This window comes from Limosilactobacillus pontis DSM 8475, from assembly GCF_001435345.1.
Taxonomy (GTDB): Bacteria; Bacillota; Bacilli; order Lactobacillales; family Lactobacillaceae; genus Limosilactobacillus; species Limosilactobacillus pontis.
This window is the reverse complement of sequence record NZ_AZGO01000030.1, coordinates 22,239-40,739: the sequence shown is the minus strand read 5'-3', so window position 1 is coordinate 40,739 and position 18,501 is coordinate 22,239. Positions and strand designations below refer to the sequence as shown.

Here is an 18,501-nt window from a genome sequence, read left to right as displayed (position 1 = left end):
AAAACTGACAATTTTAAACCGCCGTTTTCCTACATTTTAGTCCCGCCCTCTACAGTAGGTGACATCTGAACGACATTCAAACTTTAGTAGGTGTTTATTATGTGCGCAAATGTTCCTTGTTTCGTGAATGTTTTTAATGAAAGAGTTCATAATTTCGACGGGAAATGCACTGTCAAAGCCCGGTACGTTATCCTGAATGAAGCCAATACAGTCAACCGCAATTTTATTTTGTACACTATGAGGGAGATCCCTGATAAAAGCACGTAATGTTCCGAAATCAAAGAAATCAACGAGTACCCATATTGGCACATCATTGTGGGTATGAATATTGTGGTAAATTGTGTTGTTATTATATTTACAGTTACTACTTAAGATTTGAGATAGTTTTGAGATTAATTTCCAGTCGTAGTTAAGCTTTTCATGATCATAGTTTCCTATATTGAGATATCCATATTTTTCATTTTGGCTTATTTCTGCAAACCGATAGGCAGCAATAAATTTTAGGTGATGCTCAGCATTCAGGATCCCATCCAAAAGAATCTGCTTAATCTCTTTGTCGAACCAGTAAAGTTCACGAATTTCATCAAAGGAGGCACCAGACATGAAATGATTATCCCTATCTTGGAAAAATTTACTATATCCGTTAATTATTGCGTAGTAATTACTAGTTAAGAGATACCTTCTTGCTCTCTCTTCATTATGAATTGTTAACCCACGTTGCTTCAATATCATAATTTGTTCATCGACGGTTTTGAAAATACACAAAAAATCCCCCCATTCCGTAGAATGAAGGGACTCCGCAACAGTCTCACATAGAGATCTCTGAGGCTCTTTCCATACTTTCATTCTATATTAATTAACATTGTAGTCAATCCATTTGATAAAAAATTTGCTACTGAGGGTTAACAAAATGGTCTTCTGTCATCCCATTGTTTTAGCAATACAGCTTTCCTTTTTATTGCCGCTTCAGGTAACCATATTTAATATAATTATATCACGCTTAGAACATCAGTTCGAACACCTGAGGTTAAATAACTATACAAATAATTTATCCTAAACTCATTTACAGCCTTTAAAATACAAATAGTGATCCAAATATTGGCCAACTACAAAAGGGAACGAGCGGCACAACCTCGTTCCCTTTTAATTACAACTAATATTGAATGGACAAGTACTCAGCTAATCCGCGAGCTTATGCGGTGTCACGTACAATGTCTTTTGGCCCGTGAAGATCACGAAACCGGGCTTGGCACCATTGGGTTTGTGGAGGCGCTTGACCGGCAGGTAGTCGACCGGGACGTTGTCAGAATCACGGCCCTTGGAGAAGTAGGCTGCCAGCTGGGCCGCCTCCAGGATCGTCTGCTCGCTGGGGTCGGTTGACCGAATGACCACGTGGGAGCCCGGGATATCCTTAACGTGGAGCCAGATCTCGTTTTTGTTGGCGGTCTTGAAGCTCAGCCGGTCGTTCTGCAGGTTGTTCTTGCCGACCAGGACCAGGGTGCCGTCGCTGGTGTGGAACTGCTCGGGCTTGCTCAAGCGGACCTTGCGCCGCTTCTTGCTCTTCTGCTTCTTGCCCTTGATGTAGCCCTGCTGTTGTAGCTCTAGCCGGATCTCCTGGATGTCGGCCGGGGAGGCGAGGTCGATCTGGTTCTGGATGTTCTCGAAGTAGGCGATCTCGTCTTGGGTCAGCTTCATCTGCTCGTTGACGTGGGCGACCGAGGCCTTTAGTTTATCATACTTGGTAAAGTACTTCTGGGCATTGCGCGATGGCGACAGCTCCGGGGCCAGTTTGATCTTGAGCGGCTTGTTGTCGTCGTAGAAGTTCGGTAGGGTGATCTCGGTCATGCCCGGCTTAAGCTTGCCCAGGTAAGTGGTCAGGATCTCGCCGCGGATCCGGTAGCGGTCGGCGGCGTCCGCGTCGGCCAGCTGCTGGTTGAACTTCTTGACCTTGCGCCGGTCCTTCTTTAGCTCGTTCTTGATCACCTTGATGACCTGGCCAGCCAGCTCCTTGGACCGGTCCTGCTGGGCCTTCTGGGCATAGTAGTTGTCCAGCAACTCGGACAGGGTGGTAAAGTGCTGGAGGTCGTCTTCCTCAGCCGCAGCCGGCGGAAAGGCCATGAACGACTTCCGCTTGCCGTTGATAATCACCGGGTCGGGACTGTCGAAATGCTGGATGAACTGCTGGTAGGTGGTTGGTAGGTGGTCGCTACTCAGCAGGCGGTTGGCGAGGTCGCGGGCCGTATCGGTGCCCAGGCCCTCGTAACCCTGCTGCAGTTGGTGAGCTAACTCCCGGGGATCCTGGTACTGCCGGACCAGGTCGCTGTAGAGCTGGTTGGGCAGGTAGGGGTTGAGCTTGTCCTGCTTGGGTGGCATCACAAAGGTTGCCCCTGGTAGGAGGAGGCGGACCCGGTTTTGGTCGGAGCCGACGTGCTTGACCGTGTCGATGATCTTGCCAGTCTTCTGGTTGACCAGGGAAATATTACTGTGGCGGGCCATGATCTCGCTGACCAGGACCAGTTGCTGGCTGTCACCGAGTTCGTCGTGGGTATTGAAAGTCAGCTTGATGATCCGGTCATTGCCGACCTGCGTAATCGAATGCAGGATGGCGCCCTCCAGGTACTTGCGAAGGGTCATCGTGAAGTTGGTCGGCACGGCCGGGTTGCTGTAGGGGATCGTCGTGATCTGGATCCGCGGGTAGGTCGGGTTGGCCGAGAGCAGGAGGGCGTGGTTGTGCCGGTGGGCCCGAATCGTGATGATCAGCTCGGCGGGGTAGGGTTGGCTGACCCGGGCGACCCGGCCGGTAGTTAGTGTTTGGTCTAGTTCATGCACCATTGCATGGGTAAAGAAACCGTCAAAGGACATGCAAAGCGCTCCTTTCATTGAATAACGTTCGAAAATGTGCGGTTCCTATTATACCGTCTTTCTGCGCGGGCAAACAAGTTTAAGCATTTGTCCACTGAAATAAGTTGGTTTATACTTCTTCATGTGGTATGCTTCTTATATTATGTGGATTTTTATCCAATACTAAGCAATTATATTCAATTTATTCAATAAAATGGAGGACGATACAATGAAAGTTGCTGTTGTGACCGACAGCACCGCCTACCTCACTCCGGAAGAGGCGGCCACCAACCATATTCACGTTGTCCCAATTCCATTCGTTGTGGACGGTAAGAGTTACCGTGAGGGCGTCGACATCACGACCGAGGAATTCTATCACCTGTTGAAGACGTCCAGTACCTTTCCCAGCACTTCCCAGCCGTCAATCGGTGAGATGATGGAGCTCTACCAAAAGCTGGCCGACGAGGGTTACGACGCCGTCATCAGCATTCACCTGGCCAAGTCGATCTCCGGTTTCCTGAACAACATCGCCCAGATCGCCGAAGAAATGAAGGACACCATCAAGATCGTGCCGTTCGACAGCCAGATCACGGTCAAGCTGATGGGTTACCTGGCCATTCAGGCGGCCCAGATGATTGAGGACGGTGACGACCTTGATACGATCATCACCAAGCTGACGGCGCTGCGGGACACGATCAACGAGGTCTTCGTGGTCGATGACCTGCAAAACCTGGTTCGCGGGGGGCGGCTCTCCAACGCCTCCGCCTTTGTCGGTTCGATTCTGAAGATCAAGCCGCTGTTGAGTTTCCACAACGAGCACCACGCCATCGAGGCCTTTGAGAAAGTCCGGTCGATGAAGAAGGCCAAGCTGCGCTGTGAACAGATCTTCAAGGATAACCTGGCCAAGCTGGACTACCCGGTCCGTGGGATTGTCTTTCACGCTAACGCACCGGAAGCGGGGCAGAAGTGGCTGGACAAGCTCCAGGATGACTTCCCCGACATCAAGTTTGAACTGAGCTACTTCGGCCCGGTTATCGGGACCCACCTCGGTCAGGGTGCCCTGGCCCTGGCTTGGATGCAGGATACTGATAAGAAGCCGCTCTAGGATCATGAGAATCAATATTAAGTCCTTCGGTTACGCTGCCCTGGCGGTGGTCCTGATGGTTCTCGTCGGCCTGATTAGTGCCCGCTTCATCCTGCCGACCGGGGTCTTCGTGGCCCCCTGGGCGGGAATCATTGCCCTGGCCGTTCTGCTGGCAGCAGGGGTTGGTGATGCCCTCGGTGTGGCGATTGTTTCCTTGGTGATTATGTTTCTGGCCGGGACCGCTGACCTGGTGGCGATCGTTGCCATCCTGCTGACGGTGGTCATCCTAGCCTGGCTGGTAGGCTGGCAGTTGCGTGACCGTACCGTCACCCACCAGCAGCTGATCTTCCTTGGTCTAATTGCTGGTTTGTTGCAACTGGTCCTGATTGAGGGTGGTCTGGTAATCGCGGGCCTGTGTTTCGATGGGCAGGGAGCAACCGCCCTGGCCTACGTCCGGCTGGGACTGTCGACTAGTATCCTGACGGCCCTGCTCTACGCGGTCCTGACCCCCTTGCTGGGGTTGGGGGCCCGCTGGCTGTGGCGGCACTGGGTTGCGCCCGTTGATTCCGATAATAAAGAGTAAAATAATGCCCGTCCGGCAGCCAGAAGTGTTCTGGTGCCTGACGGGCATTTTGGATATAAAAAGGACGTCTCTTAAGCGCCCGCAACCGGTTCGACCGAGGTCATTTTGCACACCGGCATAATTCTCTTGATTGTGCCTAGAAAGCACATAAAACGCCTAATTAAGTGGCTGCTTGAGTAGTGGCCTGCGCGCTCGACCGGATGGTGGGGCGCGTTTTTATTTCTCGGCGTTCCACTCGGCCTTGAACTCGGCTAGGAAGTCGAGCATGACCTGCTGGCGGTGCGCCGCGATCTGGCGAGCAGTCGGCGTCTGCAGCATGGCCGATAACTTGAGGATCTTCTCGTAGAAGTGGTTGATGATCGTCTCGTCAGCCAGGTTACGGTACTCCTCCCGGTTCATGTTCTGGCGGGGCTTGATTGCTGGATCATAGATCTTCTCGTGGTGGCCGCCGCCGTAGAAAATCGCCCGGGTAATACCAAGGGCACCGATCGCGTCCAGCCAGTCGGCATCGCGCACGATCTTGCCGACGATCGAGAGGTGGATCGGCACGCCGTCGAGGGTGTGGGCAAAGGAGATGTTACTGATGGTGTCCATGATCGTGGCGACTTGGTCTTCCGTGAAGTCGTGGGCACTCAGGTAGTCGCGCAGCTCCTGCTCGGCCGCCGGAATGCTATCGACTAGCTTCTCGTCGATCGTGTCGTGGAGGTAGGCAGCGACCACCGGCAGGAAGGGGTCAACTCCTTCGCCAGCTGCCAGGCGCCGGGCCATCCGGACAACCCGATTGATGTGGTCCATGCCGTGGCCGGTCTTGTCCTGACCGAGCTTGGCGATCGTGTACTTTTTGACTGCGACAATTTGTTCTTCCTGCTTCATGATAAGTCTCCATTCCTGTTTTCCACCCGGCCGGTCCCGCCGTCAATTGTTATAATGAACATATTGTAAGGAGGACCATTCAGATGAACCTATTATTCTCAATTGATGACCATTATACCACCCAGTTGGCAACCGTCCTGCTCTCGATTAAGGTCAGCACGCCCGCACAGCATTTCGACGTCTACGTGATCCAGAAGCAACCGCTCCAAAATGGGGACCAGCTAGCAGCCTTCTGTCAGCGGCTGGGGATGACCTACCACCCGGTGATGGTGAAAAACGAAATGTTTAAGGACGCCCCGGTCACCGACCGCTACCCGACGACGATCTACTACCGGCTCCTGGTCCACAAGCTCCTGCCGACTGACCTGCATAAGATCCTCTACCTGGATGCCGACGTCCTCTGTATTAACGACTTGACCCAGCTGTATGCGACCGACCTGACTGACTACCTCTACGCTTCGGCCATCCACACCGGCCTGACCAACACGACCGAGGTGATCAACAAGATCCGCCTGCAGAACTTCGACGCTGATGGCTACTACAACTCCGGGGTTCTGCTAATGAACCTCGATGCCATCCGCCAGCGGGTCCAGCCGGCCGCCATCTTCAACTACATCCGCGACCATATTCTGTTGCTACCGGACCAGGACGTCCTCAACGCCCTCTACGGCAAGGATATCAAGTCAGTGCCCGACGAACTCTACAACTTTGACACGCGTAAGGGCCAGATCTACGAAACGATCTCCTTTGGCGAGTGGACGACCGACTGGGTGGTCAAGAACACCGTCATCCTGCATTACTGCGGCCGTGATAAGCCCTGGCTGGTCAAAAAGAACAGTGGGCGCTACACAGCCCTGTACAAGCACTACTTCCACGTTGCCCAGCGCCTGCTCCAATCCTAGTCGACGACCGTGGCGCCGAGGCTGTTTTGGAAGTGGTCAAACGCCCACTCGTCGCCGTGCGCGGTGAAGGTGGCGACCCCGCGGCGGGGGATGGTGATCTGGTAGTCACGATTGTAGGCATCGATCGCCGTGTGGAGGACACAGATGTCGGTGCAGACCCCGCTGATCCAGAGGTCGGTGATCCGCCGCTCGCGGAGGTAGTTGTCGAGGTTGGTGTTGGCAAAGGACGAGTAGCGGTTCTTAGCGAAGAGGTCGACCCGATCGCTGGCGCGGTGGGCCTGGGACCAGTTGCCGACCTGGCCGTAGAGGTTGCGGCCCGACGTCCCGATGATGTTGTGCGGTGGAAAGAGCTTCGACTCCGGGTGGAAGGGGTCGTGCAAGTGGTGGGCGTCGGTCGGGAAGAGGACGACGTCACCGTTTTGGTAGAAGCGGTCGGCGAGGGCGGTCAGGTAGCCGTCCAGCTGCTGGGCCGGTTTGCCAACCGTCAATGTCCCATCGTCTGCCACGAAGTCGTTGGTATAGTCAATGATCAATAGCGCCTTGGTCATGGTGATCACTCCTTTTTTTATTTTACCTAGTGTAGCATCTTTGCCTTCAGAGGGCGAGGGTATCACCGGCCAGGAAGCTCTCCTGGAACTTTGTTAGCGGGTGGAAGTAGACCTTGCCGAACTCGTCGATCAGGCCGTGGAAGTCCTGGGCCATCGCCGGGGTGAAGCTGGCCGGCAGGGTGCACCGCCGCGCCAAGCTCCGGTAGTCGGTCAGTCCAGTTACCCCCAGGCAGGTGAAGAGGGTCCGGGCGTACTTGTCACTGATGAAGGTCGGCACGTCGAAAATGTAGGTCAGCAGGACATCGGCCGTCTCGGGCCCAACCCCGTGGAGGGCACGCAGCTCCTGGCGAAGGTGCGCCCCATAGTGCTGCCCGATGGCCGGGTAGTCGTAGTTGCCCTGGGCCAGCCAGGTGAGGACGCTGACCAGGGCCCGGCTCTTGTTGCGGTAGAAGCCTGCCGGTCGGACCAGGTCATGTAGCTTTTCCGGGGGTAGGGTCAGGATGCGGTCGGGTACAAGGCCCGTAGCGTTACGGAGGAGGGTCAGGGCCCTGTCGGCATTACGCCAGTTGGTGTTTTGAATCAGGATTGCCCCGATGATGATCTCTTCCTTGCTGTCGGCGGGCCACCAGCCGGACGGGCCCATGTTGGCGCGCATCTTTTCGTATAGTTGGGTAATGGTGAGCTGCATAGTAATCGACTCCTTTATCCATTAAATAATACAGGATAGTGTTAATAGTGCTACTGGATGATTGGCTTAACCGGAAGGACGATGATAATGACCACTTGGAATGATATAAAGAAGAAGCTTACCTCAATCAAGCCAGATGAGATGACGGCAATTGAAAGTTTAGCCCATTTGCATACTCAACGCATTAAAAGAGGAACATCACAAGTTGAATTAGCAAAGCGGATTGGGATGAAACAACCACTAAACCGTTGACAACTGTCTAGCCAACACTTTAACATATTATCTTATTTTAAATAATTAAAAGCGGTCAACTGCCGTGCATCTTGCGTGGGGCGCGGACAGGGGTAAATGCTTGTCAGCCAAAAGCAAAGTATGTTACATTATTATTAAGGCCGTTTTGACGAACGGATAACAAAACTACTCATGAAGGGATGATAGTCCAATGCAAATCAAGCAAGCAACGATGAATGGCCTCGACCAGATTATTGAAATCCTGCGCGATGGTCGTGACCAACTGGCCTCCCAAGGAATCGACCAGTGGCAGGGGGACTACCCGAACGTTGAGCATGTCCAGGAAGACATCAACAACGGCTTTGCCTACCTAGTCCAATCTGACGATGACGAGACGGTCGGTGCCCTGTCGATCGTCGAGGCACCGGACCACTCCTACGACGAGCTGCACGGTGACTGGCTGATTGACACCGACAAGTACGTTGTGATCCACCGGGTGGCCATCCACTCCAACCACGCCGGCAAGGGTTACGCATCGGCCCTCTTCACCAACGTGATCGACTACATCAAGGCGCACCGGCAGGATATCAAGACGATCCGGATCGACACCCATGAGGATAACAAGATCATGCAGCACCTGATCACCAAGAACGGCTTCACCAAGGTTGGGGAGCTGCACGGGGTTTACCGGCCACAGGAAATTTCCTACGTTTACGCCCTATTGACGGGGAACTAAATTAAGATAGCTAAGGCACCGCAACTAAAGAAAAGTTGAGGTGCTTTTTTACTTTTGACTGTCTGGCCAGGGGACGAGCGGTCTGGTAGAATGAGGGCATTGTTTTAATGGGGAGGAGATAATGTGAATAGTAAGCGTGGACGCAACTTTCGCCTGGCCCTGACCAGGTCTAGCCCGGTCTTCTTCGGCTACGTGATCCTGGGGCTCGGTTACGGCCTGTACATGCACAATTTGGGCTTTTCGTTCTGGTACCCGACTCTGATGGCGGCAACGATCTACGGGGGTTCGGTCGAATTCATCATCGCCACCCTCTTGACCCAGCACTTCAACCCGGTCAACGTCCTGCTGATCACGGCGGTGGTCGGCTTCCGCCAATTCTTCTACGGGATCTCGATGCTGACCAAGTACCCGCACCGCGGCTGGCGCAAGTTCCTATTGCTGTTTGGCCTGACCGACGAGACCTTCGTGATCAACTACAGCTTGCAGGTGCCGGACGACTGTGACGAGACCAGTGTCCAGGCCTGGATCACCATCCTGGACTACGCCTACTGGGTGCTGGGGGCCTTTCTCGGTGGTTTTTTCGGTGCGACCTTCAACGTTCAGGTCAAGGGGCTGGACTTCGTGATGACGGCCCTCTTCATCGTCCTGGCCCTGGAGCAGTTCATGCAGGAGAAACGCCACATCAGTTCGCTCAGTGGGGTGGCAATCACGATCGGCTGCCTGCTGGTTTTCGGTAAGACCTATTTTCTGATCGCGACCCTCCTGCTCCTGGTCGCCGAGTACTACTACTTCTACCGTCGTCACCAGAAGGGCGGTGACCGGGCATGACCATCGTTCAACAGGTCATCACAATTGCGATCGCCACGGTGACCAACTTCATCACCCGCTGGCTGCCGTTTAATCTCTTCACCAGTGGCAAGGACGACCGCGACGAGCCGTCGCCCTTTATCAAGGGACTCGGCGCCTTCCTGCCGCCCGCCATCATGGGGATGCTGGTGGTATACTGCTACCGCAATATCAACCTCTTGTCCGGGGACCACGGCCTACCGGACCTGATCGCTGGGCTGATCACGGTGGTCATCCACCTCTGGCGGCGGAGCATGTTCCTCTCTTTAATCGTGGGAACCGTCAGCTACATTGTTTTGGTTAACTTTATCTTTTGAAATAAGAAGACCCGCATCGCAATTAACGGTGCGGGTCTTCTTTAATTAGCGTGATCGGTGACGAACTGGAGGAAGCGTTCGGCCGCCGTGGACAGCTGGCGGTTCTTCTTCCAGACCAGGACGTGGCCGGTGCTGGTCGCCGGGGTGAAGGGAACGAAGGTGATGGCGGGGTCGTGGAAGAGGTCGGCCACTCCCTTGATCGCCAGGCCGTAGTAGTGACCGGTCCGGATCAGGGCGATGGCGTTACTGGGCTGGTTGTTGCTGGCACGGACGTTGAGCCTGCGCTGGTCGAGCTTGAGGACGTCGCTGACCTCATCGCGGACGATGTTGCGGTGGGGGATGATCAGGGGCAGCTTGTAGAGGTCGTCGCGGGTGAAGGCCGTTTTCTTGGCCAGGGGGTCGTCGGCACGCAAAATGATCCCCCATTGCTCCCGGCTGGGCAGGACCAGGTAGTTGTACTTAGCTGCCTCGACCGGCTCGATCAGGCAGGCCAGCTCGGTAGCGGCCTCATCGAGCTGGCGGCGGAGGAAGTCACCGTCGCCGTCGAAGAGGTTGAAGCGGACCGCCGGGTGAGCCTGCTGGAACTGGTCGACTAGCCCCATCAGGTAGGGGGAGACGCTGGAGACGACACAGCCCAGATTGATCGTCCCGGTCAGTTCGTCACTGTCCTGGCGGAGGAGTTCCGCCTCGGTCTGGTCGAGGAGCTGGAGGATCGTGGTGGCCCGCCGTTGAAAGAGGACCCCGGCCTGTGTCAATTCCATCCGTCGCTGCTGGCGGTCGAAGAGGGTGACGCCCAGCTCACTCTCCAGGTCCATGATCTGCCGGGAGAGAGTCGGCTGGGTGACGTGCAGCTGCTTGGCGGCCTTTGTGATATTATTGGTGTGAGCGACCGTGAGAAAGTATTTGATGACGCGCGTGTCCATATGAAAAACCTCCAGATTCTAAGTAAGGGAATGATTGAAATGGCCAAACAGGCACTGATTTTGTATTATTCACAATTTGAAACGACGGCGAAACTCGCCAGCCAGATCCACCGGCTGACCGACGCCGACATCCTGCAGGTCAGGGTGGCACCGGGGACCTTTCCCGACGACATGACCGCCACCAATAAGGTCTATAAAAAGCAGCGGACCAGCGGCCAGCTACCGGTCCTAACGACCAAACTGCCGAAACTGGACTACTACGACGCAATTCTGGTCGGCGGCCCGGTCTGGGACGGCCAGGTTTCCTCGCCGATTATGCAGCTTTTAAAGCAGTTGCAGGGCTATTCAGGTGTTGTGGCACCGTTTAGCACCGGCTGGAGCGCCACCGGCAACTACCAGCAGGACTTCATCGCCCACGCCGGTAAGCTCTACGTGATCACGGGTTACCACGTCCTGACCCATGCCGCTCCACGTTTTGCCGTTTCGGCCCTAGCGACCTGGTTACGTAAATTATAATACATTATTTGAATGGATAAGGCTCGATAATAAGCATTTTACATTATTGCGGTTTCCTCTTATATTAAAGGTAATCAAGACATTAAAGGGAAGTACTGATAATGGCAAGGGACGAACAAGCAGTAAAGAACGACCTCTTTGGCTTCGGTGACAAGAACGTCGCCTACGCCAAGTACTTCATCGGGACCAGCTACCTCAACGGCCTGGTCAGCCCTGATGACAACATCGACATCAACGTCGCCAACGTCAACTTCGAGCCCGGCTGCCGCAACGACTGGCACATCCACCACGACGGCTACCAGATTCTCCTGGTCACGGCCGGTGAGGGCTGGTACCAGGAGGAGGGCAAGCCAGCCCAACTCCTGAAGCCCGGTGACGTGGTCGCAATTCACGAGGGCGTCAAGCACTGGCATGGTGCTACCAAGGATTCCTGGTTCTCCCACATCGCGATCACTAAGGGGACCAGTGAATGGTGCGAGAAGGTCACTGACGACTACTACGATCAGCTGACGAAGTAGAAAAGGAGGATTCTCATGGCTAGGAAACAAACCGCTGGCCGCGACCAGCTGGGCGACTTCGCCCCGAAATTCGCGGAATTAAACGATGACGTCTTGTTTGGACAGGTCTGGTCCCGGGAGAAGGAACTCAGCCCACGTGACCGGAGTTTCCTGACGGTGACCGCCCTGATCACCAAGGGGGCTTTTGCGCAACTGCCATACCACATGCAGACGGCTAAGAAGAACGGGATCACCAAGGAAGAGATCGCCGAGATGATCACCCAGCTGGCCTTCTACGTCGGCTGGCCAAACGCCTGGTCCGCATTTAACGTGGCCAAGAAGGTCTGGGATGACTAGGCAAGAATCAACAGCGACTGACCGCGAGAGAGCGATTGGCCGCTGTTTTATTAGTAAAAATTTGCCTTCAATGCACTCAGACGACGTTCAATGAATTGGCACCCCCCTTCTTATGATAAAATGGCGACTGTTAAGTAAGGGATAAGGGGAAATACGAATGAGGAAACGTACAAAATAGATCATTATAATTATCGCGGTTCTGGTCCTCGGTGGGCTAGCCGTCTACGTCAATCACGTGCTCACCGTCTGGAACGAGACCGAGATGCTGACTGGGGTTTATAAGGAAAAGGAATCCGATGCTGATGCCAAGTACGGTCCGCAGCCAAATTATATCTACTTCAACCGGAACGGGACCTTGATGATGGCCACCCCGGAGATTGGGGGTAGTGACGAGGGTTACTACGGGTCGGCTTACCGTGGTATCTGGAAGGCGATGGGGAACAATTGTTTCATCCTTAACGTTCACTCTGTCTACAATAAGGACCACTACAAGCTCGAGCTCAATAAGGATGGGAGCCACATTTCCTTTGAAACAACGGCTAAGCACCCCCACATATGAATGGGACATTGACCATTACACCAAGATTGACATGACCTACGATGACTTCCTCGATATGTTCAATAAAGCGAAGAAGTCCGACCAGAAGTCTATTCAGGAGAATGGTTACGCCCAGCCGGATAATTAAGCAAATAACACCGGATAAATCTGTGGATTTATCCGGTGTTGTTTTTTTGAAAGCGGACAAGGAAACACGTTCTTTTAAGGACGTGATGAATTGTCCATTTTTTGATTTTATAGCGAACATACGTTTGAAAAAAATGATATAATACACTTAACGGAAAGATTGGCACTAGGACATTAATTAGCTTTGTTAACTGATCGTTGATGAAGGAATGATGGTAAAAAATGGCGCAGATTATAAAAGGCATTAAGCTCCGTCTATATCCCAATGCTCAGCAGAGAGAACAATTATGGCAGATGTTTGGTAATGATCGCTTTGTTTGGAACCAGATGTTGGCGATGGCTAAAGAGCGGTATCGAAACAATCCTAGCAGTCACTTCGTCAATGAATATGGTATGAATTATCTCCTGAAAAGACTCAAGCAGGAATATCCATTCCTTAGCGTTAGTGACGCAACTAGTTTTCTCGTGGTTAATCATAACCTCGCTCAAGCCTTTAAGATGCTCTTTAGGTACCAGGGTGGTTACCCACATGTTCACAGAAGCGCGGTCATTGATGGCCGAGTAGTTCACCATAGTGGCGTCTGCCAGAGCGGGTAAGAGCAACAGTCCAGGGCCAGGTCAAGGGGGGGCTTGCCCGGTTCATCACCATCGATCTGGCCGTACTGAGCGGGGGTGACCGCATAGCGCAGTTGGGTCCCGCGGAAGAGGTGGGCGAAGCGGGAGTCGACCAAGTGGCCGCTGGCAAACATCAGCATTGCCCAGAGCAAGGTTAGCCAGTGGCGCTTCTCGACCACTACCAGTTCCAGCTCCCGCCGGTCGATCCGCTGGTCGGCTGCGATCCGGACCCCACCACTGATGTAGGGGTGGTTGCTGGCAACCAGGAGGAAGGCGTGGTTAAAGGTTCGCTGGTGTCCATCATCGTCGACCACCACCCGGAAGGCCGGTTGGGCGAAGAAGACCCGAACCGCCTTGTAGATGTAGGCAAAGGTGCCGAGGTGGTGGCGGTTCAGGAAGGCCTTGGCCCGGGAATGGTTGGTGGCGTGGACGATTGCCGCGTCGAAACCGATCCCGAAGTTGTTGAGGAAGATCCCCTCGCACTCGCGGCTGAAATCATGGTAGTGGCCGATGTTGATCCAGTGGGGGTGCTGGTTGGTAAGAATCTGGTCCAGGGCCTGGCGGGGTTCGGTGGCGATCCCGTAGCCGCGGGCAAAGTCGTTCCCGGTACCGGCGGGAATGTAGCCGACCGGCAGGGGCTCCTCTTGCTGGGTCGCGATCAGGCCGGTGATCACCTCGTGGAGGGTGCCGTCGCCGCCGACCACGACCAGGCAGTCGCAGTCACCGCGCTGGACTGCCTGGATCGCGAGCTCGCGGGGGTGACCGGCGTACTGACTGGTGGCGTGATCAAACTGGATCCCCGGTTTGGCAGCCAGTGCGGTTTGAACCTGGTGCCAGGCGGTCCAGGCCTTGCCGCCACCCGCACAGGGATTGATGATAAAGTGGTACTTCATGAACTTGCTCCGTTTCTTAAGGTTGACAGATTCCATTATAACGCATGATTAGGGGGAGCTTGTAAGCAGAAAGACGTAAATGCTCAGTATAAGGCCATCCACGACCGTTGTTTAAGCAAACTAAAAAGCGGCGGCTCGGTAAACCGTCGTTTGGTAATGAAGTGGGACACGGCCGCTATTAGTAGGCACCCGGCTTGGCGATGTAGTCATCGACCCCGTCCGGATTTCCGGACCACTTGAATTTTTGGTACCAGATGGAGTGCTTCTCTTCGTCGAGCATGGCGATCTCCTCCATCTCGTCAGCGTCGAGGCTGAAGTCAAAGATGTCGGCGTTCTCCTTCATCCGGGCAGCGTGGGTCGACTTTGGAATGACGACGAAGCCCTGCTGGATTTCCCAACGCAGCTCGACCTGGGCCGGGGACTTCCCCTTGGCCTTGGCGATCTTGTTGATTACCGGGTTGTCGAGCAGCTGCCCGTTGCCCAGCGGTGACCAGGCTTCCAGCTGGATGTGCTGCCCCTGACAGAAGGCGACCGTGTCCGGCTGGTGGATCCGCGGGTTAAACTCGATCTGGTTGACCATCGGCTTGATTTCAGCATGGTCGAGCAGGTTGGTCAGGTGGTCGACGTTGAAGTTGCAGACACCGATCGCCTTGGCTTGGCCGTCGCGGTAGATATCTTCGAGGGCCTTCCAGCTGGTGTTGTAACGGTTGAAGACCGGCCAGTGGAGGAGGAGCAGGTCAACGTAATCGGTCTGCAGGGCGGCCAACTGCTGGTTGACGGCGTTGCGGACCCGGTCGTAGTCGCCCTGGTCACCGTTGAAGATCTTGGTGGTCAAGAAGAGGTCGTCCCGGGACTTGCCAGTGGCAGCCAGCCCGGCAGCGATTCCCTGACCGACCCCCTGCTCGTTGCCGTACTGCTTGGCGGTGTCGATCAGGGGGTAGTCATTTTCGACCGCGGTGGCGACCATCTTGGCCGTCACGTCGAGTGGCACCTTCCAGACGCCCAGGCCGACCTGGGGCATCGCCAGACCATTGTTTAATTTAACTTTTTCCATATATTATCATCTCCGATATTTTAATTATCGCACAACTTTGTCAAGATGGTGAAAATTCGTAGTATCATGGAAGGCGTTGACCAGATTTTACGTATACATCATATAGCAGGTTCAATGAAGGGGAGATACCATGGCGACACCAACAGAAATCTTACACACCAACTTCGGCTTTGACCACTTCCGCGACGGTCAGGAGCAGGTCATCAAGCAGGTTTTGGAAGGTCATAACACCCTGGCAGTGATGCCGACCGGTGGGGGGAAGTCCCTGTGCTACCAGATCCCGGCCCTGATCAATCCCGGGGTGACGATCGTCGTCTCACCCCTCCTATCCCTGATGAAGGACCAGGTCGACTCGCTCCGCCAGAACGGGATCGCCGCCGCGGCCCTCAACAGCGCTACCCCGCGTGAAGAGGTCAACCCGATTCTGCGCAGTGCCTACAATGGCGAGATCAAGCTCCTCTACGTGACCCCGGAGCGGCTGGCGATGGATTACTTCCAGTACCAGCTGGGCTTTCTCAACATTAACCTGGTGGCAATCGACGAGGCCCACTGTATCTCCCAATGGGGGCACGACTTCCGCCCGGCCTACCGCCAGCTCAACGACGCCATCCAACGCCTCAAGACCCATCCAGCGATCCTGGCCCTGACTGCCACCGCTACGCCCCAGGTCCAGCAAGACATCGGCGACCAGCTGGGAATCCCCGAAGACAACTTTGTCATCACCAGCTTTGCCCGGCCGAACATCAGCTTTGCGGTGGCCCACCCGCACCAGGGGATCCGTCAGTATATCCTCAAGTACCTGACAGCCCACCAGGGTGAGGCCGGGATCATCTACGCTAACACCCGTAAGCGGGTTGAATCGCTGACTGCCTTTCTCAACGAACACGGGATCCAGGCGGCAATGTATCATGCCGGGATGACGGCGGAGGACCGGGCCCAGGTCCAGGATGACTTCCAGTTTGACCGGGTACCGGTGATCGTGGCCACCAACGCCTTTGGAATGGGCATCGACAAGAGCAACGTTCGCTTCGTCCTCCACGCGACCAGCGCCAAGAACCTGGAGTCCTACTACCAGGAGGCCGGGCGCGCCGGGCGGGACGGTCTGCCCAGCGAGGCGGTGATGCTCTACCACGCCAATGACATCCAGCAGTATCGCTGGTTCATCGACCAGTCGACCGCTGACGACGAGTACCGGGAGGTCCAGTACGAGAAGCTCCAGGCGGTCACCGCCTACGCCAACACCCCGCGCTGCCTCCAGCAGCAGATTGTCAGTTACTTTGGCCAGGAATGCGAGCCGTGTGGCCATTGCAGCAACTGCACCGACGACCGCCAGCTGGAGGACATCACCGCCATGGCTCAAGCAGTCATCGCCGTAGTCAAGGAGCTTCACGGCCGCTTCGGCAAGTCCCTGGTCGCCAAGGTGGTGACCGGGTCCCACGACCAGCGGATCAACCAGCTCCACGCCGACCAGCTGGAACATTACGGCGCCCTCAAGCTCTCCCAGCAGGCCGCTGGCGCCCTGGTCGACTACCTGCTGGCCACCGGTTACCTGGAGTTGGATGGCGGCCAATACCCGGTGGTTAAGATTGCCAAGCCCGGTTGGCGGGTTCTTGATGGTGAGGCCACCGTCCAGCGGCGGAGTGAACCCCAGCCGACCCGGTCGTCGACGACAGTGGATGAGACGCCGGAGCAGGCGGCCCTGTTTGAGCTTCTTCGTAAGCAGCGCCGCAAACTAGCCGACGATCAGGGGGTCCCACCGTTTATGATCTTCTCCGACCGGACCCTTCATGACATGGCCCGCCTGCAGCCTCAGACCCCGGCCGACTTCCTGACGGTCAACGGGGTCGGCCAGGCCAAGTTGAAGAAGTATGGCCAAATCATGATGGACGAGATCGGCGCCTACCTGTCCGGTAATACTGACTAAGCAAAAATGCATTCCAAACGACATCACAGTCGTGCGGAATGCATTTTCATTATTATTTGATTTTCACGAGCATCATCGTGCCGACGACCCCAATCAGGGCGAAAATGGCGCCAATGTAGCCGACCTGGCTGATCGGCACGAAGTTAACGCTGATCGAAGCAACCAGCGAGCCAACCGAGACGCCGACGTTGGTGCAGATCGGGTTGAGCGAAGAGGCCAGGCTTATCGCCTCCGGGTAGTCACGGTCGGCGACGTTTAAGAACATCACCTGGAGGATCGAGCCGGGCATGCCGAGGACAAAGCAGATCAGGCATAGCAGGGCGATCCCCATCCAGGAGAGGTGGAAGGCCAATCCCATGACCAACAGGAGGATCAGGCAGGCAGCGCTGACCTGCGGCATCTTGGCGATCCCGTAGTGGCTGGAGACGATCCCGGCGGCGGTGTTGCCGAGGATGAACATCACCCCGATCAAACCCAACAGCCAGTTCAGCTGGGCGGTACTGTAGCCGAGGACGTCGGTGATGATTGGACGAATGTAGGTATAGAAGGTATATTCAGCGGCCATCAGGGCGATCATCACAACCACCCCGAGGACAATTCGCCGGTCACCCATCAGCCGCAATTGGCTCTTGATCGAACCGGTGACCTGATCGCTGTCACGCGGAACCAGCCAGTAGAGGGCGGCACCGATGATGATCGTCAGCACCGAGATCACCAGAAAGCTGATGTACCAGGACGAGAGCATGCTGATGGTGGTCCCGACCGGCACCCCGATGATGGTGGCAGTGGAAAAGCCTGAAAAAACGGCAGCGACCAGCATCGACCGCTTCGCCAGCGGGGCGATCACGCTGACGAAGACTAGGATCAGTGAGATGATGACCCCGGCCACCGCCGCCGTGATGATCCGGGCGACGAAGAGCCAGAAGAGGTTCGGCGCCAGGGCGGTCATGGTGTTACCGATCCAGAAGATCACCAGCATGGCCATCAGGACCTTGAAGCGGTTGTACTTACTGGTGACCGTGGTCAAGACCGGCGTGCAGACCGCGTAGGTGATGGCGAAGAAGGTGACCAGCAGGCCGACCGTCGACAGCGAGGCGTGATAGCTCTTGGCAATATTGGAGATGACCCCGACCACCATGAACTCATTGCAGCCCAGCAAAAAGGCCGTCAGGACAAAGACGATACTCTGCAAACGATACTTCATATTTAATTATCAATCCCTTCGATGCGATAAGTTTAGTTAAGGCACGTTTTGTTTGGGAGACAAAATGGAGAGATTGCTTATAAAACCCCGGAACTAGAAACGAACAATCGATAATTCCATCTGCTATTATACAATATTAGTTTGGAATTAAAACGATTAACTTTACGTTTAAGTAAGACTACTT

At 55.0% G+C, this 18,501-nt stretch carries 22 protein-coding genes and 1 pseudogene; 14 read left to right on the top strand and 9 right to left on the bottom strand.

Translation table 11 applies throughout. The features are described from left to right. Positions 1-36: 36 nt before the first annotated feature. Complete coding sequence (locus FD34_RS02065) at positions 37-846, bottom strand: Abi family protein (protein ID WP_083479795.1); 810 nt, start codon at positions 844-846, stop codon at positions 37-39. Between the two features lie 333 nt (positions 847-1,179). Further along, on the bottom strand, positions 1,180-2,862 hold the full coding sequence (locus FD34_RS02060) for an NFACT RNA binding domain-containing protein (protein WP_057806316.1): 1,683 nt from the start codon (positions 2,860-2,862) through the stop codon (positions 1,180-1,182). Positions 2,863-3,070: 208 nt separating this feature from the next. Here FD34_RS02060 and FD34_RS02055 point away from each other — a divergent pair, with 208 nt between their 5' ends. Both FD34_RS02055 and FD34_RS02050 read left to right on the top strand, forming a co-directional pair. Beyond that, positions 3,071-3,946, top strand: coding sequence for a DegV family protein (locus tag FD34_RS02055; RefSeq protein WP_057806314.1), 876 nt, complete (start codon positions 3,071-3,073; stop codon positions 3,944-3,946). A gap of 4 nt (positions 3,947-3,950) precedes the next feature. Further along, complete coding sequence (locus FD34_RS02050) at positions 3,951-4,508, top strand: hypothetical protein (protein WP_057806311.1); 558 nt, start codon at positions 3,951-3,953, stop codon at positions 4,506-4,508. A gap of 216 nt (positions 4,509-4,724) precedes the next feature. On the opposite strand, the gene FD34_RS02045 is transcribed toward FD34_RS02050, so the two are convergent. After that, positions 4,725-5,381, bottom strand: a complete 657-nt coding sequence (locus tag FD34_RS02045) for an HD domain-containing protein (RefSeq protein WP_057806309.1) — start codon at positions 5,379-5,381, stop codon at positions 4,725-4,727. Positions 5,382-5,464: 83 nt separating this feature from the next. Here FD34_RS02045 and FD34_RS02040 point away from each other — a divergent pair, with 83 nt between their 5' ends. Beyond that, a complete protein-coding gene (locus tag FD34_RS02040) occupies positions 5,465-6,283 on the top strand; it encodes a glycosyltransferase family 8 protein (protein WP_057806306.1) in 819 nt (272 codons plus the stop codon). Here the strand turns inward: FD34_RS02040 and FD34_RS02035 are convergent. Together FD34_RS02035 and FD34_RS02030 are read right to left on the bottom strand one after the other, a co-directional pair. After that, complete coding sequence (locus FD34_RS02035) at positions 6,280-6,831, bottom strand: cysteine hydrolase family protein (protein WP_057806304.1); 552 nt, start codon at positions 6,829-6,831, stop codon at positions 6,280-6,282. The two genes, FD34_RS02040 and FD34_RS02035, sit on opposite strands and share 4 nt — an antisense overlap. Positions 6,832-6,877: 46 nt before the next feature. Then, positions 6,878-7,519, bottom strand: a complete 642-nt coding sequence (locus tag FD34_RS02030) for an endonuclease III domain-containing protein (protein ID WP_057806303.1) — start codon at positions 7,517-7,519, stop codon at positions 6,878-6,880. Positions 7,520-7,606: 87 nt separating this feature from the next. Here FD34_RS02030 and FD34_RS08330 point away from each other — a divergent pair, with 87 nt between their 5' ends. The 4 genes from FD34_RS08330 to FD34_RS02015 all read left to right on the top strand — a co-directional run bounded on the left by FD34_RS08330 (position 7,607) and on the right by FD34_RS02015 (position 9,649). Beyond that, entirely contained in the window at positions 7,607-7,771 is a 165-nt protein-coding gene (locus FD34_RS08330; protein ID WP_235805963.1) for a hypothetical protein, read from the top strand. 190 nt (positions 7,772-7,961) lie between these two features. Then, positions 7,962-8,486, top strand: a complete 525-nt coding sequence (locus FD34_RS02025; protein ID WP_057806301.1) for a GNAT family N-acetyltransferase — start codon at positions 7,962-7,964, stop codon at positions 8,484-8,486. A 123-nt stretch (positions 8,487-8,609) separates the two neighbouring features. After that, entirely contained in the window at positions 8,610-9,314 is a 705-nt protein-coding gene (locus FD34_RS02020; RefSeq protein WP_057806299.1) for an AzlC family ABC transporter permease, read from the top strand. Further along, positions 9,311-9,649: a branched-chain amino acid transporter permease gene (locus FD34_RS02015; protein WP_057806297.1), complete on the top strand. Its 339-nt coding sequence runs from the start codon at positions 9,311-9,313 to the stop codon at positions 9,647-9,649. The genes FD34_RS02020 and FD34_RS02015 overlap by 4 nt, the downstream gene beginning before the upstream one ends. 41 nt (positions 9,650-9,690) lie before the next feature. Here FD34_RS02015 and FD34_RS02010 read toward each other — a convergent pair whose 3' ends face one another. Then, positions 9,691-10,572: a LysR family transcriptional regulator gene (locus FD34_RS02010; RefSeq protein WP_057806295.1), complete on the bottom strand. Its 882-nt coding sequence runs from the start codon at positions 10,570-10,572 to the stop codon at positions 9,691-9,693. A gap of 39 nt (positions 10,573-10,611) precedes the next feature. Between FD34_RS02010 and FD34_RS02005 the strand changes: the two genes are divergently transcribed. The 6 genes and pseudogenes from FD34_RS02005 to FD34_RS08325 all read left to right on the top strand — a co-directional run. Continuing rightward, positions 10,612-11,088 (top strand): flavodoxin family protein, encoded by a 477-nt coding sequence (locus FD34_RS02005; protein ID WP_057806325.1) that lies wholly within the window; start codon positions 10,612-10,614, stop codon positions 11,086-11,088. A 101-nt stretch (positions 11,089-11,189) separates the two neighbouring features. Further along, the gene (locus FD34_RS02000) at positions 11,190-11,606 is read left to right on the top strand and encodes a cupin domain-containing protein (RefSeq protein WP_057806293.1); all 417 of its coding nucleotides are present in this window, start codon (positions 11,190-11,192) and stop codon (positions 11,604-11,606) included. A 15-nt stretch (positions 11,607-11,621) separates the two neighbouring features. Next, complete coding sequence (locus FD34_RS01995; protein WP_057806292.1) at positions 11,622-11,942, top strand: carboxymuconolactone decarboxylase family protein; 321 nt, start codon at positions 11,622-11,624, stop codon at positions 11,940-11,942. Between the two features lie 235 nt (positions 11,943-12,177). Further along, positions 12,178-12,501 carry a hypothetical protein gene (locus tag FD34_RS01990; RefSeq protein WP_152936736.1) on the top strand — a complete coding sequence of 108 codons (324 nt, stop codon included), beginning with the start codon at positions 12,178-12,180 and terminating at the stop codon, positions 12,499-12,501. Then, positions 12,470-12,628, top strand: a complete 159-nt coding sequence (locus FD34_RS08550; protein ID WP_152936735.1) for a hypothetical protein — start codon at positions 12,470-12,472, stop codon at positions 12,626-12,628. Before FD34_RS01990 ends, FD34_RS08550 begins: the two co-directional genes overlap by 32 nt. Before the next feature lie 221 nt (positions 12,629-12,849). Further along, positions 12,850-13,155 (top strand): annotated as a pseudogene (locus FD34_RS08325) (helix-turn-helix domain-containing protein); the annotation flags it as partial. Between the two features lie 38 nt (positions 13,156-13,193). Here FD34_RS08325 and FD34_RS01980 read toward each other — a convergent pair. Next, complete coding sequence (locus FD34_RS01980) at positions 13,194-14,135, bottom strand: diacylglycerol/lipid kinase family protein (protein WP_057806286.1); 942 nt, start codon at positions 14,133-14,135, stop codon at positions 13,194-13,196. A 178-nt stretch (positions 14,136-14,313) separates the two neighbouring features. Next, positions 14,314-15,189 (bottom strand): aldo/keto reductase, encoded by an 876-nt coding sequence (locus tag FD34_RS01975; RefSeq protein WP_057806284.1) that lies wholly within the window; start codon positions 15,187-15,189, stop codon positions 14,314-14,316. Between the two features lie 130 nt (positions 15,190-15,319). Here FD34_RS01975 and recQ point away from each other — a divergent pair, with 130 nt between their 5' ends. Next, a complete protein-coding gene (gene recQ / locus FD34_RS01970; RefSeq protein ID WP_057806282.1) occupies positions 15,320-17,113 on the top strand; it encodes a DNA helicase RecQ in 1,794 nt (597 codons plus the stop codon). Positions 17,114-17,165: 52 nt separating this feature from the next. Here recQ and FD34_RS01965 read toward each other — a convergent pair whose 3' ends face one another. Then, the gene (locus FD34_RS01965) at positions 17,166-18,317 is read right to left on the bottom strand and encodes an MFS transporter (protein WP_057806280.1); all 1,152 of its coding nucleotides are present in this window, start codon (positions 18,315-18,317) and stop codon (positions 17,166-17,168) included. Positions 18,318-18,501 lie beyond the last annotated feature (184 nt).

Coding starts and splice junctions, on each gene's coding strand:
- FD34_RS08330 (WP_235805963.1), top strand. CDS start 7,607: ATGACCACTTGGAATGATATAAAGAAGAAGCTTACCTCAATCAAGCCA.
- FD34_RS02040 (WP_057806306.1), top strand. CDS start 5,465: ATGAACCTATTATTCTCAATTGATGACCATTATACCACCCAGTTGGCA.
- FD34_RS02060 (WP_057806316.1), bottom strand. CDS start 2,862: ATGTCCTTTGACGGTTTCTTTACCCATGCAATGGTGCATGAACTAGAC.
- FD34_RS02000 (WP_057806293.1), top strand. CDS start 11,190: ATGGCAAGGGACGAACAAGCAGTAAAGAACGACCTCTTTGGCTTCGGT.
- FD34_RS01980 (WP_057806286.1), bottom strand. CDS start 14,135: ATGAAGTACCACTTTATCATCAATCCCTGTGCGGGTGGCGGCAAGGCC.
- FD34_RS02025 (WP_057806301.1), top strand. CDS start 7,962: ATGCAAATCAAGCAAGCAACGATGAATGGCCTCGACCAGATTATTGAA.
- FD34_RS02010 (WP_057806295.1), bottom strand. CDS start 10,572: ATGGACACGCGCGTCATCAAATACTTTCTCACGGTCGCTCACACCAAT.
- FD34_RS02055 (WP_057806314.1), top strand. CDS start 3,071: ATGAAAGTTGCTGTTGTGACCGACAGCACCGCCTACCTCACTCCGGAA.
- FD34_RS02030 (WP_057806303.1), bottom strand. CDS start 7,519: ATGCAGCTCACCATTACCCAACTATACGAAAAGATGCGCGCCAACATG.
- FD34_RS02045 (WP_057806309.1), bottom strand. CDS start 5,381: ATGAAGCAGGAAGAACAAATTGTCGCAGTCAAAAAGTACACGATCGCC.
- FD34_RS02065 (WP_083479795.1), bottom strand. CDS start 846: ATGAAAGTATGGAAAGAGCCTCAGAGATCTCTATGTGAGACTGTTGCG.
- FD34_RS01995 (WP_057806292.1), top strand. CDS start 11,622: ATGGCTAGGAAACAAACCGCTGGCCGCGACCAGCTGGGCGACTTCGCC.
- FD34_RS02050 (WP_057806311.1), top strand. CDS start 3,951: ATGAGAATCAATATTAAGTCCTTCGGTTACGCTGCCCTGGCGGTGGTC.
- FD34_RS02015 (WP_057806297.1), top strand. CDS start 9,311: ATGACCATCGTTCAACAGGTCATCACAATTGCGATCGCCACGGTGACC.
- FD34_RS01965 (WP_057806280.1), bottom strand. CDS start 18,317: ATGAAGTATCGTTTGCAGAGTATCGTCTTTGTCCTGACGGCCTTTTTG.
- FD34_RS02035 (WP_057806304.1), bottom strand. CDS start 6,831: ATGACCAAGGCGCTATTGATCATTGACTATACCAACGACTTCGTGGCA.
- recQ (WP_057806282.1), top strand. CDS start 15,320: ATGGCGACACCAACAGAAATCTTACACACCAACTTCGGCTTTGACCAC.
- FD34_RS01975 (WP_057806284.1), bottom strand. CDS start 15,189: ATGGAAAAAGTTAAATTAAACAATGGTCTGGCGATGCCCCAGGTCGGC.
- FD34_RS02005 (WP_057806325.1), top strand. CDS start 10,612: ATGGCCAAACAGGCACTGATTTTGTATTATTCACAATTTGAAACGACG.